This window comes from Streptomyces glaucosporus, from assembly GCF_039533345.1.
Lineage (GTDB): Bacteria > Actinomycetota > Actinomycetes > Streptomycetales > Streptomycetaceae > Streptomyces > Streptomyces glaucosporus.
Genome location: NZ_BAAATJ010000042.1, coordinates 20,337 through 33,735 on the forward strand (window position 1 = coordinate 20,337; position 13,399 = coordinate 33,735).

The window sequence follows — 13,399 nt, forward strand, 5'->3', positions numbered from 1 at the left end:
CGGCGGCCCTCCGGTTGGCGGCCGGGGCACGGTCCGCGAACGCTGGGATCCACCCCTCGTCCGAGAGGAGCAGAACGGATGACGGCCCTCTCACGCCGCTCCCTGCTCGCCGCCCTGTCGGGCGCCGCCGGATCGGCTCTCCTGACCGCGGCGCCCCCCGCGGCGGCCGGTACCACCACCGGAACCGTCCTGGCCGCCCTCACCCGCGCCGCCCGTCCCCTGCGGAGCACCGAGCCGTACGGCGACCTGGGCGATCTGCGCCCGCTGGGGGCCGCGATCGGCGAGGTGCCGGTCGTCGCGCTCGGCGAGGCGGCACACGGGGCGCACGAGCTGTGCGCCCTCAAGCACCGCGTCTTCCGGTACCTCGTCCTCGAGAAGGGCTTCACCACTTTCGCCCTGGAGACGAGCTGGACCTCCGGCCTGCGGCTCAACGACTACGTGCGCCACGGCATCGGCGATCCCCGTGCCGTCATGGCCGAGGAGTTCGGGGGCGGGGCCTTGCCGTGGGGCGTCCACGAGTACTTGGAGCTGATCGAGTGGATGCGCGCCCACAACCTGCGCCGGCCCGAGGCCCCCGTCGAGTTCATGGGGAACGACATCGCCCACCCGTACGTCCCCGAGGCCCTCTTCCGGGACGTGCTCGACCACGCCCTGCGGCACCATCCCGCCCTGCACGCGGAGCTCACCGGGCTCTACCGCGAGCTGCGCGCCCACTCCACCACCGCGGAGTTCGGCGCCCTGCCCCAGACCGAACGCCGGCGTCTGGCCGAACAGGCCCGCAGGGCGCGGCGCCTGCTGGCCGGACCGGGCGGCTCCGGCCGCTCCGCGCACGAGTGGGCCGTGCAGCAGGCCCGGGTCATCGCCCAGACCGCCACGCTGCTGGCCTTCGACCTCGGCGACCCCCGGCAGGTCCCCGAGGCCATGCGCTACCGCGACGAGCTGATGGCCTTCAACACCGTCTGGTGGTACCGCCGCACCGGGCACAGGATGCTGCTGTCCGCCCACACCGGGCACACCGCCTACGAGACGTACAACCCGGAGTCGTACCCGGTCGTCCAGGGCACGTACATGCGGCGGTCCCTGGGAGCGGACTACCTGAGCGTCGGCACCACCTTCGGCCACGGCTCGGCCACCACGCCGCGTGACGAGGGCGGGGCGTGGGTCGTCCGCCGGTACCCCCTGCCGCCGGCGGGCGGCAACGAGCACACCCTGAACCGGGTTCCGTACCCCGTCCACTTCCTCGATCTGCGCACCGTCCCGTCCCCCGCCCGCGAGTGGCTCCGCCGGGCCCGCCTCACCCGCGACGCCGACACCCCCGGCTCCCTCCACCTTCCCTACGCTCTCGCCAGGGGCCACGACCTGCTGATCCATCTCCGTACCATCAGCCCGGCCCGCCCGCTGCCGTCCGTCCGTTCCTGAATCCGCGGGGGCGCCGTCCGTCCGCCGGCCGGGGAAGGCCGGACGGGCGGCGCCCCCGCGATGCCCCCCGCGATGCCTCCGCGGTGTTCCCAGGCGTTCCTACGGCGCGATGAGCAGCGCCTCGGCGCCCACGGGCCGGAAGCCGGCCGCCTGGAAGGCCCGTACGCTGCGCGCGTTGCCCGCGGCCTGCTGCGACCAGACCGGCGCTCCGCCGGGTACGAGATGCCGGGCGGCCGTCGCCAGCGCCCGGCCCAGTCCCCGGTGGCGCGCCTCCTCGTCCACCTCGACCGCCGTCTCCCAGCGGCCCGCCACGCCCCGGCCGAGGACGACCACCCCTCCGTCGGCCGCCCAGAGGCGTACGTCGTCGCGGCGTCCGCGTGCCCGGAGTGCTCGGGGGTGGTCCGGGTCGGCGATCTCGCGCAGTTCCAGCGGGGGGTCGCCCGGCAGGGGGCCGGCGACCGTCAGCAGGTCGATCGTGTCGGTCGACCGCCCGGTGCGGGCCAGGAGCGCCGCCAGGAAGCGCGGATTCATCGCGGCCGCCAGTTCGTCGCAGTCGAGGGACGCCAGTGTGGCGCGCACCCATTGCGGGTCCTCGTCGGTGAACACCACGGAGTGCGCCGTGAAGGCGATCACTCCGGCGTCGCGGTGGCTCGGCTGCGGTACCACGGTGATCCCGCCGTCCGGCGGCGGAAAGCACCCGCGGGCCGCCTCGTCCAGTATCCCGGCCAGAGTCCGGCCCATGGCGTTCTCCCCTCTCCCGCGCCCGGCTGGTCCGGGGTCAGGCTGCCACGCGCGGGGGCCTCGCGGGCCGGCCTCACGGGCCGGCCCGCGGCACCTGCGTCAGATCATGCGCCGTCCGTCGCGGCGGGCCTCGGCCCACTCGCGGAAGAACGCACGGCTGATGACGAACAGGACCACGGCCACGACGGCGGGCCACATCAGGACGTAGGCGCTCAGGGCGAGGGTGTTCACTGTGTCTCCTGTCTCCTCACTTGGTGCGTGCGGCGGACCTGGGTTCGCCGTCGGTGTCTCCCGCCTGCCGCGGGATCGCGGCCCCGCCGGCAGTGGCGTCGGCGGCGTCGGCCGCCCGCGCGGCGCCGTCGTCGAAGTCGCCGGTGCGCTGGGCGATGAGGGAGAAGTCGAAGCGTTCGGTCCGGCCCGCGGACATCGCCCAGCAGACGACGGTGCTCACGGAGTAGGCGACGAGCGAGCCGCACAGCGTCGCGTACTCGTGCAGGGAGCCGATCGCGAACGGCGCGGCGGCGGCCGCCGCCAGCACGCCGACGGTCTTCGCCACCCTGACGCCGAAGAAGCCGAACGCCATCAGGCCGAGGACGACGCCGATGCCGACGACCGACAGCACGTCCACGGCGATGCCGAAGGCTCCGTCCACGGGGAGCCAGCCGAAGCGGACCGGCAGGAACGCCGCGAGCGCCGCGAGCACCGAGACGGTGAACGCCCTGTTGGTGACCTTCTCCCAGTAGAAGCTGGCCAGCACCGGGAAGACGAGGGCGCCCCACAGCGCGCCGACGAACACCAGCAGGTCGAGGATGTTCAGCCGGAGGCTGGCGAAGGCCACCGCCAGCGCGGTCGCCACCACCATCGTGACGCGTCCGACCAGCAGCATCGTCCTGGGATTGGCCTTCTCCTTGCCCGCCACGTTCTGGCCGTAGACGTCGGCCATCATGATCGAGGAGAGGGCCGCGAGGTCGGAGTCGGCGGTGGAGGACAGCGCTCCGACGATCATGATGAAGAACACCGCCAGCAGCACGGGCGGCAGGTAGTCGGCGGCCATCTCGGGGATGAGGTTGTTCACGTCGCCGCCGGTCGGTTCGAAGCCCAGGTAGAGGGCGAGCACGCCGAGCATGCCGACGCCGATGACCATGGCGCCGTAGCCGACGGTCGCGGTGACGAAGGTCGGCTTGATCAGGTCCTGCCGCACCGCGAACAGGCGCTGCGCGATGGTCTGGTTGCCGATGGCGTAGGCGAGCACCGCGGCGATGTAGGGGGCGCCCTGGTTCATGAACGCGTCGCTGGAGAAGAAGTCGCCCTGCTGCGGGGTCAGGTTCTCCGCCCCGCTCTCGAACGCCGCCGGGAAGCCGGCCGCGAGGAAGATGAACGGGACGATCACCACCACCGCGCCGAGCATCGCCACGACCTGCACGAAGTCGGTCAGCACGGAGGCGCGGAAGCCGGACCACAGGGTGTAGAGCAGCACGCCCGCGGCCACGGCGAAGACGCCCTGGGTGAAGGTCAGCGGCGACAGCATCGAGATCAGCACGCCGCCGGCGATGAAGTTCGACATCAGGCTGATGAGACTGCCGACGAGGTTGGAGCCGGCGAGCATCAGCTGGCTGGAACGGCCGTGCCGCGCGTACATGACCTCGGCCAGGGTGTGCGCCTTCGGTGCGACGGAGCGGATGCGCTTGCCGAAGGGGTAGATGAACAGGATCATCAGGGCGCCCCAGAGGCCGTAGTGGATGGGGCCCGATATGCCGTAGGTGTAGCCCGATGTCGCGGACGCGTACATCGAGGAGGCCCAGATCCATGTCGCCGTCATGCTGGCGGCGGAGATCCCGAAGCCGATGTTGTGGCCGCCGGTCATGTACCCGTCGGCGTTCTCGTCCTTCCTGCCGATACGGGCCGATATCAGGAAGGTCCCTCCGTAGAAGAAGACCAGTAGACCGATTACCACCACGGCGCTGAACTGGGCTGTTTCCACGCCGTTCACGCGCGTCACCTCCTTCGGCTCGTGGAGCCCGCGGCGCCGGCCGCAGTGCCCGGCGGACCGGCCGGGATCCGCGGACGGGTCCCGCACACCGCGGGCGGCGGGAGGGGGCTCCGGCCCCGAAGCGGCGGCGTCGCCGGCCCCGGGACGTTCACAAGAAAGGCAGACCATTTGAGCCCGCAAACGTTAGGTACGTTAACAGCCTCTTCAGCCGACCGTGAACTTCACTCGTCCGAGCTCAGCAGGGTGAGACATCTCCTATTTATCAGCGTTAACGGGAGATGATTGCATATTCAACGACCGTTTTGACCGTTTCACCGCGTCCACCCTGTCCGTTTGCACACGCTTCTTTACAAGTCGCAACTGCGACGTCAAGTTCCTGGACATGTAGCGCGGATCACCAGCGGAAACGCATCCGGCATCACTCGGAAAAACCCCGAAACAGGATGAAAAGGTCATGAAGGAGTCATGGAGGAGTCGTGTGGACGCCGGGAGCGGCCGGCCCCGGGGGGCGCGGGGCCGGCGGGGCTCACTGCGGGCCGGCCGTGGCCTGGAGGAGCAGGAGGGCCGTGTCGTCGGTCCGCTGCTGGACGGTGCGGGTGTGGTGGAGGACGGCGCCGACGAGCTGCTCGGGATCCTTGCCGGAGAGGCCGGAGAGGTGGCGGGCGAGGTCCGCGGTGCCCTGCTCGATGTCGGTGCCGGGAGCCTCGACCAGGCCGTCGGTGTAGAGGACGAGAGTCGCGTCCGGGGGCAGGTCGATGTCGGTGACCGGATAGACCGCTTCGGGGTCGATGCCCAGGAGCAGCCCGGGCGGGACGTCGACGGAACGGGTGCGGCCGCCGGGGTGGCGCAGGAGCGGGGGCGGATGGCCCGCGCTGGCGATGCTCGCGCGGTGGCGGGCGAGGTCGAGGTGGACGTAGAGGCAGCTGGTGAACAGCCCCGGGTCGAGGTCTGTCAGGAGGCGGTTGGTGCGGGAGAGGACCTGACCGGGGGGCACGCCGACGGTGGCGTGGGCGTGGATGGCGGTGCGGACCTGGCCCATGAGGGCCGCCGCGGCGACGTTGTGGCCCTGGACGTCGCCGATGACGGCGACGGCGGTGGTGCGGGTGAGGCGGATGAGGTCGTAGAAGTCCCCGCCGATGTCCATGCCGCGGGTGGCGGGCAGGTAGCGGGCGGCCACCCTCAGGCCCGGGACGGCGGGGAGCCTGTGGGGCAGCAGGGCCTGCTGGAGGCCGTGGGCGAGCTGGTGCTTGGCGTCGTACAGGCGGGCCCGGTCCAGGGCGTGGGCGATGAGCCCGGCCAGGGAGGTGAGGACGGCGCGTTCCTCGGCGGTGAACGTGTGGGGCCGCCCGTAGGACAGGATGCAGCAGCCCACGGGCCGTCCGGAGATGGTCAGCGGCAGGAACGCCCACGCCTGCTTGTCGCTCGCCCGCGCGGCCTCCGGGGCGTACTGCTCCAGCTCGTCCGGATCGGAGAAGAAGGCCGGGACGCCGCTTCTGAGCACCTGGATCGCCGGCAGGTCGGACGTGTTCAGCGGGGCGCCCTCGAACTGGTCGATCGTCTCGCGGGTGTAGCCGCGGTGGCCGACGACGCTCAGCCGGCTGGCCTCCGCGGAGAGCAGGATGAGCCCCTCGGCGCCGAAGGCGGGCATGATCTGGTCGGACACGAGGTCGGCCACGTCCTGGACGCCGACGGTCTCCGTCAGGGCGGCGGCCAGGTGCATCAGCTGGTAGAGCTGGCCGGCCCGGGTGGGCGTGGCGGCGGTCTCGTGGCGCGGCGCCGGCGAGGGCCGGGGGCCGGTGCCCGCGGGGGTGATGCGCACGCTGATGCCGCTGGCGTCCGGGTAGAGGCGGAAGTCGAGCCACTGGTCGGGCGGCCGGCAGGCGGTGTAGGAGACGACCTGGCGGCTGACCACCGCGGCGCGGTAGCGGTCCTCGTAGACCGGGTCGTCCAGCCAGGGCAGCGCCTGCCACGGGCGTACGCCCAGGAGCTGGTCGGCGCCGCGGCCCAGCAGCTCGGCGGCGCCGCCGCTGAGGAAGGTGATCCGGCCCTCCAGGTCCAGCCCGACGCAGCCGCCGGGCAGGCGTTCGGCGAAGTCGACGGCGGCCAGCGCCGACTGGGCCCTGGTGGGGCGGCTGGTCTCGACGGTCAGTTCGCGCGGCCGGTCGGGCGGTACGGCCGGCCGGCCCTCGTGGGCCGCCTCCTCCAGCAGCCGGGCCAGGTGGCGGCACCTTGAGGCGATGTGGTCCCTCTGCCTCGGCGTGGTCTGCGGCGGGTGGGTGCCGGGCCACAGCAGCATCAGCGCGCCCCAGGGACGGCCCGTGGCGATGGGCGCGGCGGCCAGCGCGAAGTGGTAGGGCACGGCCACCGCCGTGCGCGGGTAGTTCCGGATCATGTCCTCCTGGCCGCCCACCCACACCAGGCGGTCCTCGCGCACCGCGTCGGCCACCGGGACCGGCGCGGCCAGCGAGACCACCCTCCACGGTGCGATGAGCTCGGCGGGCGCCCCGGACATCATCGACAGACTCAGCGCCTGCCCGCCCGGGGCCAGCAGGTACAGGCCGCCCGCGGAGGCGCCGGTGCCGCGCATCGTCTCCAGGAACGCCTCCTCCAGCGGGCCGAGGCCGCCCGCCGCGTCACCGGTGCCGGTCATCGGCCGCTCCTCGCCGAACCGGGACGGGCGTCTCCGCCGCAGGGCACCGGCGTGCCGCACCCGTCCGTCCGGGTGGCGTCGCTCCGCCCGGGGAGTACCACACATCACCCATACAGGAACATTATTCCCATTCGGCAACAACGGCGCGCGGGGACGCGTGGCGTGCCGCGGTCCCGGTCCCGCCCTCGGGACGGGACCGGGACCGCGGCCGGACGGGCCCGCGGGCGCGGTGCGCCCGCGGGCCGCGGATCACCTGTAGGTGATGTCGGAGGCGCTGTACAGGCAGTTCACGCCGTCCGGACCGCTGCCGATCTTGCTGGGCTCGCCGCTGGTGACGCCCTTGTAGCGCTCACAGGGGACGATCTTGCGGCTCGAGTCGCCGACGATCGTGACCTTCGTCAGCCGGGCGGTGTCCCCGTAGTTGGAGTTGATCCCGGCCAGCGACTTGCCGGGGGCGGTGACGGTGACGTTCTCGATCACCACGTGGCGCTGGTACTGCTTGCTGCAGTTGCCGCAGGACCGGTAGAGCTTCCCGAAGTCCTGGACCTGGAAGTTCCTGATCACCATGCGGCCGGGGCCGTTGTGCTGGAACACCTTGTCGGACGCCTTGCGGGCGCCGCCGCCGTCGATGGTCATCGTCTGGGAGGCGGAGGTCCCCTTGAAGGTGGCCGCGTCCTCCCCGACGTCCTCCCACCAGACGTTCTGGAGCGTGCAGGTGCCCTTGCAGTGGATCCCGTCGGCGGCGGGGGCGCCCAGGATCACGTTCTTGAGCACCGCGCCGTCGGCCAGTTCGAAGAGCGGGCCCTGGTCCTCGTCCTGGCCGCCGGAACCGAGGGCTCCGCTGCCGTAGTAGCGGACCATTCCGCCGTCCCTGGTACCGCTCACCTTGATCGTGCTGCTCACGGCCTGCTGCCCGGTCGCCGAGGGCCAGGAGGCCGCGGTGGCGGAGGTCCCGGTCGCCACCGCTGCGGGAAGGGCCAGTCCCAGGGCCGAGAGGAGGACGGCGCCGATTCTGGCCGCGCGCCGCTGTTGTCCGGAGAATGCCACGATGCTCCTCTTCACTGTTGTGGGGGAATGCGCTTGCGCGCAGTGAAGTGCTGCAGCGCTCCGAACGTAGGGAGAAAGCGCTTTCACGTCAATGCCGTGAACGCCTCCTTTCGGCCCGGCGACCCCTGTTCGACGGCATTCGACACGGCGGCGCCCGCCCGGGCGGTGCGGTCGGCGGGACGGCCGGGCGGGCGCGGTGCGGCGGTCAGCCGACGGGCAGGCCCGCGTAGTTCTCGGCGAGCTCCGCCGCGGCGTGCGGGGAGGCGGCGATGCGGTCCAGCTGCGAGATCTGCAGACGGGTGTCGAAGTCGCCCTGGCCCGGGTCGGTGTGGAGGGTGGTGGTCATGAAGTACGAGAAGTGCTCGGCGCGCCAGATCCGGCGCAGACAGGTGTCGGAGTAGGCGTCGAGCAGCTCGGTGGAGCCGGTGTCCTTCAGGTGCGCGAAGGCGCGGGCCAGGACCGTCACGTCGGAGGCGGCCAGGTTGAGCCCCTTGGCGCCGGTGGGCGGCACGATGTGCGCGGCGTCCCCGGCCAGCAGGAGCCGGCCGTGGCGCATCGGCTCGGTGACGAAGCTGCGCATCGGCAGCACGGACTTCTGCGTGACGGGGCCGCGCTCCAGCTTCCAGTCGCCGTCGATCGCGAACCGGGCGTCGAGCTCGTCCCAGATCCGCTCGTCCGGCCAGTCGGCCGGGTCGGTGCCGTTGGGGACCTGGAGGTACAGGCGGCTCACCCGCGGGGAGCGCATGCTCAGCAGGGCGAATCCGCGCGGCGAGTGGGCGTAGACCAGCTCGTCGGCGGAGGGCGGCACGTCGGCGAGGATCCCCAGCCAGCTGTAGGGGTAGACCCGCTCGTAGGTCCTCCGCGCGCCCTCGGGCACGGCGGCGCGGGCGACGCCGTGGAAGCCGTCGCAGCCCACCACCCAGTCGCAGGTCAGCGTCCGCTCGCGGCCCTGGTGGAGGTAGCGGACGACGGGACGGTCGCCCTCGGCGCCCTCCACCGCGAGCGCCCTGGCCTCGAAGTGGAGCGGGGGGCCGTCCTTCAGCTGGAGCGCGATCAGGTCCTTGACGACCTCGGTCTGGGCGTACACCCACACCCGGCGGCCGCCGGTCAGGGCGGGGAAGTCGATCCGGTGGGCGCGGCGGTTCCAGCGCAGTTCGATGCCGTCGTGGACCAGTCCCTCCCGGTCCAGGCGGTCGGCGGCGCCGCACTCCCGCAGGACGTCGACGGTGCCCTGTTCGAGGATCCCGGCGCGCTGCCGCCGCTCGACGTAGGCGCGGTCGCGGCTCTCCAGGACCACGCAGTCGATCCCGGCGTTGTGCAGCAGGCGGGCCAGCAGCAGCCCGGCCGGGCCGCCCCCGACGATGCCGACGGTGGTGCGCATCAGCGGTCCTCCCCTTCTCCGGTTCTCCCGGCATCCCCGGCTTCGGCTCCCCCGCCTCCCTCGTCTTCCCCGCCCGCCTCGCGCAGGACGCGGTCGGCGACGGCGAACGCGGTGTTGGCGGCGGGCACCCCGCAGTAGACGGCCGTCTGGAGCAGCACTTCCTGGATCTCCTGCGGGGACAGGCCGTTGCGCAGTGCGGCGCGCACGTGCAGGGCCAGTTCCTCGTGGTGGCCGCGGGCGGTGAGCGCGGTGAGCGTGACGCAGCTGCGGGCGGCGCGGCTCAGGCCCGGGCGGGTCCAGATCTCGCCCCAGGCGTAGCGGGTGATGAAGTCCTGGAACACCTCGGTGAAGGCGTTGGCGCGGGCGGCGGCCCGGTCGACGTGGTCGTCGCCGAGGACCGCGCGGCGCACGGCCGCCCCGGCGGCGCGGCGGGCCGTGTCGTCGGAGTCGCCGGAGTCACCGGAGCCGCCGGAGGCGTGCGGGGGTGCGAGGTGGCCCAGCAGGGCCGCCAGGACGGGACCGGGACGCTCGACGTTCGCCAGGTGGGCGGCGCCGGCGACCTCGGTGAGGCTCGCGCCGGGGATGCCGTCGGCCAGCTCGCGGGCGTGGGCGGGCGGAGTGGCGGGGTCCTCCCGCCCGGCGACCACCAGGGCGGGGGCGGTGACGCGCGGCAGGTCGGCGCGGAGGTCGTACGCGGCCAGGGCGTCGCAGCAGGCCGCGTACGCCCCGGGGTCGGCGGCGCGCAGGTCGTCCACCAGGGCGCGGGCGGTGGGCGTGTCCCGGAAGGCGGGGGTGAACCAGCGGTCCGGGGCGGTCCCGGCCAGCGGCGCGGTGCCCTCGGCGCGCACCAGCCCGGCCCTCTCCCGCCACGCCTCCGGCTCGCCGAACCGGGCGGAGGAGCAGACGACGGCGAGGGAGGCGACGCGGTCGGGGTGGTGGACGGCGAGCCAGGTGCCGACGGCGCCGCCGATGGAGACGCCCGCGTAGGCGAACCGGTCGACGCCGAGGCCGTCGGCGAGGTCCAGCACCAGCCGTGCCAGGTCGGCGATGTCCGCGCCCGCGCCGATCAGGCCGGCGGGCGAGCCGCCGTGTCCGGGCAGGTCCCAGCGGATCACCCGGTGGTTCCGGGCCAGGGCGGGCACCTGCGGGTCCCACACGCGCAGGGAGGTGCCCAGGGACGGGCCGAGGATCAGCGGGGGCGCGGCCGTGGCGCCGTCGATCCGGTGGTGCGGTGTGCGCCGCCCCTGTGCGGGGGTGGTCATGGGGTCCCCTCCTCGTCCCGGTTCTCGTTGCGGTTCTCGTTGCGGTTCTCGTTGCGCCCGCCGCTCCGCTCCGGGGCGCGGGCGAGGGCGCGGTCCACCAGTGCGGCGGCGAAGCCGGTGTACGCGGCCGGGTCGGCGAGGTCGCGCAGGCGGCCGGCGGCCGGCGCGGCGGCGACGGCGGGTTCCTCCGCGAGGGCCCGCTCCAGGCCGATGCCCTCCTCGACGGCGCGGCGCGAGGCGCGGTCCAGGGCCTGCCGGGCCTCGCTCCGGCCGATCTCGGCGGCCAGGACGGCCGCCAGGCGCTCGGTGGTGACGAGGCCGCCGGTGGCGGCCAGGTTCTCCGCCATGCGGCGCGGGTCCACCCGCAGGCCGGCGGCGAGTCCGGCGGCGTCGCGGGCGGCTCCCCCGGTCAGGCGCAGGCACTCGCGCAGCGGCTGCCACTCGGCGTGCCAGGCGCCGGCGGGCCGTTCGTCCTCGGCGGCGAGGGACGCGTACAGGACGGAGGCGAGCGCCGGGACCTGGCGGGCCGCGGCGGCGATCAGCGTGGCCCGCACGGGGTTGGCCTTGTGCGGCATGGCGGACGAGCCGCCGCCGCGGCCCTCGGCGACCTCCCCGACGTCCGTGCGGGACAGGACCAGGACGTCGGCGGCGATCTTGCCGAGCGCCCCGGCGGTGAGGGCGAGGGCCCCGGCGAGGTCGGCGACCGGGGTGCGCAGGGTGTGCCAGGGCAGGACGGGTTCGGCCAGGCCGGTCTCGGCGGCGTACGCGGCGGTCAGGCGTGCGGCGAGCCCGTCGGACGCCCGGACGCCGGCGGACTCGGCGAAGGCACCGAAGGCGGCCAGGGTGCCCGCCGCGCCGCCGAGCTGGGCGGGGAGGGCGGCGCGGACGGCGGCGAGGCGGTCGCGGGCGTCCAGGACGAGCGAGCGCCAGCCGGCGGCCTTCAGGCCGAAGGTGGTGGGCACCGCGTGCTGGGTGAGGGTACGGCCGGGCATCGGCGTGTCGCGGTGCCGGGCCGCCAGGCCGGCCAGGGCGCCGGCCGTCTCGTCCAGGTCGGCGAGGACGGCCGCCAGGGTGCGGGAGGCGACCAGCATCGCGGCGGTGTCCGCGATGTCCTGGCTGGTGGCGCCGCGGTGGACATAGGGGGCGGCGTCCGGGTCGCGCTCGGCGACGGCCGCGGTCAGGTCGGCGACCAGCGGGATGACGGGGTTGCCGCCGGAGCGGGCGCGCAGTGCCAGGTCGCGCGCGTCGTAGCGGCCGTGCTCGGCCGCGGCGGCGGTGACGGCCTCGGCGGCCGCGGCGGGGGCCAGTCCCACCGCGGCCTGGGCGCGGGTCAGTGCCGCCTCGGCGTCGAGCATGGCGCGCAGGTACGCCGCGTCGCCCGTGGCCTCCTCCGCGGCCGAGCCGGCCCGGCCCGGGGAGAGCAGGCCGGCGTCGGCGTGCGGTGCCCGCGGGCCGGCCGGGGGCCGCGGATCAGTCGAAGGCAAGGAAGACCGTCTCCTCGTGCGCCCCGTCGCCCTGGAGCCGGACGTCGAAGCGGAACACGCGGTCCCGTTCGGGGACGGCCAGCAGCGTGGCCCGGCGGCCGGGTTCCAGGGCGGCGAGCAGCGGGTCGCCGTCGGTGCCGGGCGCGTCGGGCAGGTAGACGCGGGTGTGGAGGTGGTGCATCAGACCGCGGGCGAAGACGATCACCGACAGGTACGGCACGCCGCCGGGCGGCAGGGTGCGGAGCGCGTAGTGGCCGTCGGCGTCGGTGGGGACCCGGCCGAAGCCGGTGAAGTCCACGCCGTTGCGGCCGAGGAAGCCGCCGGTGACGGGGTCGCGGCGCAGCGAGCCGGGGGCTCCGGCGCGGGAGCCGTCGGGGGCGGGCTGCCAGAACTCCAGCAGGGCGTCGGGGACGGGGTCGCCCGCGCCGTCGTACACGCGCCCGTGGACGGTGAGGGTGTCGGGGTGCCCGGCCGGCGCGACGTTCTCCCCGCCCGGGAAGGGCAGGGCGTAGCCGTAGAACGGGCCGACGGTCTGCGAGGGGGTGGGAGGCAGGGGCATGGTCAGCGGCCCTCTTCGATCCAGGTGGCGGCCGGTCCGTCCAGGACGATGTCCCAGCGGTAGCCGAGCGACCACTCGGGGGTGGACAGGTCGTGGTCGTACGTGGCGACGAGCCTCTGGCGCGCGGAGTCGTCGGTCACCGACTGCAGGATCGGGTCGTAGGGGAAGAGCGGGTCACCGGGAAAGTACATCTGCGTGACGAGCCGCTGGGTGAACGCCGTGCCGAACAGCGAGAAGTGGATGTGCGCCGGGCGCCAGGCGTTGGTGTGGTTCCGCCAGGGGTAGGCACCGGGCTTGACGGTGACGAACTCGTACTCGCCGCGGTCGTCGGTCAGGCACCGGCCGACGCCGGTGAAGTTGGGGTCGAGCGGGGCCGGGTGGTCGTCGCGCTGGTGGGCGTAGCGGCCGGAGGCGTTGGCCTGCCAGATCTCCACGAGCTGGCCGCGGACGGGGCGGCCGTCGCGGTCCAGGACGCGGCCGGTGACGCGGATGCGCTCGCCGAGGGGCTCGCCCGGGTGCTGCCGGGTGAGGTCGTGGTCGAGGGCGGTGACGTCGGTGTGCCCGAAGACCGGCCCGCTCAGTTCGGCGGCCTCGGGGTCGCCGACGGGGACCGGCGGGCGGGTGGGGTGGCGCAGCACGCTGCTGCGGTAGGGGGCGTAGTCGCGGCGGGGGTGGTGCTCGGCGGGGGCGCCGCCCGCGAGCCGCTCGGCGTACGCCTCGCGCTGTTCGGCGATCTCGCGGCTGATGTCGTCCTGCGTCAGGGGGCGCGGGGCCGCTGCGTCCGTGGTCATGGCTGGGTCCTCGGGGGTGTCGTGCGGTGGCCGGCCTGGGCGCGGGCCGGGCCGGGAGACGGGGGGTGCGGGGAG

General features: G+C 74.2%; 11 protein-coding genes. 1 reads left to right on the forward strand and 10 read right to left on the reverse strand.

Translation table 11 applies throughout. The annotated features are described in order from the left end of the window. The first annotated feature begins 78 nt into the window (after positions 1-78). Positions 79-1,419, forward strand: a complete 1,341-nt coding sequence (locus ABD358_RS27715; protein ID WP_344633910.1) for an erythromycin esterase family protein — start codon at positions 79-81, stop codon at positions 1,417-1,419. Positions 1,420-1,518: 99 nt separating this feature from the next. On the opposite strand, the gene ABD358_RS27720 is transcribed toward ABD358_RS27715, so the two are convergent. From ABD358_RS27720 to pcaH, 10 genes are all read right to left on the reverse strand, one after another. Beyond that, entirely contained in the window at positions 1,519-2,160 is a 642-nt protein-coding gene (locus ABD358_RS27720) for a GNAT family N-acetyltransferase (protein ID WP_344633911.1), read from the reverse strand. A 99-nt stretch (positions 2,161-2,259) separates the two neighbouring features. Further along, the gene (locus ABD358_RS27725) at positions 2,260-2,391 is read right to left on the reverse strand and encodes a putative transporter small subunit (protein ID WP_344633912.1); all 132 of its coding nucleotides are present in this window, start codon (positions 2,389-2,391) and stop codon (positions 2,260-2,262) included. A 16-nt stretch (positions 2,392-2,407) separates the two neighbouring features. Continuing rightward, positions 2,408-4,150: a sodium:solute symporter family protein gene (locus ABD358_RS27730; RefSeq protein ID WP_344633913.1), complete on the reverse strand. Its 1,743-nt coding sequence runs from the start codon at positions 4,148-4,150 to the stop codon at positions 2,408-2,410. Between the two features lie 526 nt (positions 4,151-4,676). After that, complete coding sequence (locus ABD358_RS27735; RefSeq protein WP_344633914.1) at positions 4,677-6,800, reverse strand: SpoIIE family protein phosphatase; 2,124 nt, start codon at positions 6,798-6,800, stop codon at positions 4,677-4,679. A gap of 249 nt (positions 6,801-7,049) precedes the next feature. Continuing rightward, positions 7,050-7,847, reverse strand: a complete 798-nt coding sequence (locus ABD358_RS27740; RefSeq protein ID WP_344633915.1) for a pectate lyase — start codon at positions 7,845-7,847, stop codon at positions 7,050-7,052. Positions 7,848-8,052: 205 nt separating this feature from the next. Further along, on the reverse strand, positions 8,053-9,228 hold the full coding sequence (locus ABD358_RS27745) for a 4-hydroxybenzoate 3-monooxygenase (protein ID WP_344633916.1): 1,176 nt from the start codon (positions 9,226-9,228) through the stop codon (positions 8,053-8,055). Further along, positions 9,228-10,490 carry a bifunctional 3-oxoadipate enol-lactonase/4-carboxymuconolactone decarboxylase PcaDC gene (pcaDC, locus tag ABD358_RS27750; RefSeq protein ID WP_344633917.1) on the reverse strand — a complete coding sequence of 421 codons (1,263 nt, stop codon included), beginning with the start codon at positions 10,488-10,490 and terminating at the stop codon, positions 9,228-9,230. Before pcaDC ends, ABD358_RS27745 begins: the two co-directional genes overlap by 1 nt. Further along, a complete protein-coding gene (pcaB, locus tag ABD358_RS27755) occupies positions 10,487-11,974 on the reverse strand; it encodes a 3-carboxy-cis,cis-muconate cycloisomerase (RefSeq protein WP_344633918.1) in 1,488 nt (495 codons plus the stop codon). Before pcaB ends, pcaDC begins: the two co-directional genes overlap by 4 nt. After that, positions 11,961-12,533 carry a protocatechuate 3,4-dioxygenase subunit alpha gene (gene pcaG / locus ABD358_RS27760; protein WP_344633919.1) on the reverse strand — a complete coding sequence of 191 codons (573 nt, stop codon included), beginning with the start codon at positions 12,531-12,533 and terminating at the stop codon, positions 11,961-11,963. The genes pcaB and pcaG overlap by 14 nt, the downstream gene beginning before the upstream one ends. A gap of 2 nt (positions 12,534-12,535) precedes the next feature. Beyond that, positions 12,536-13,324, reverse strand: coding sequence for a protocatechuate 3,4-dioxygenase subunit beta (gene pcaH, locus ABD358_RS27765; protein WP_344633920.1), 789 nt, complete (start codon positions 13,322-13,324; stop codon positions 12,536-12,538). Positions 13,325-13,399 lie beyond the last annotated feature (75 nt).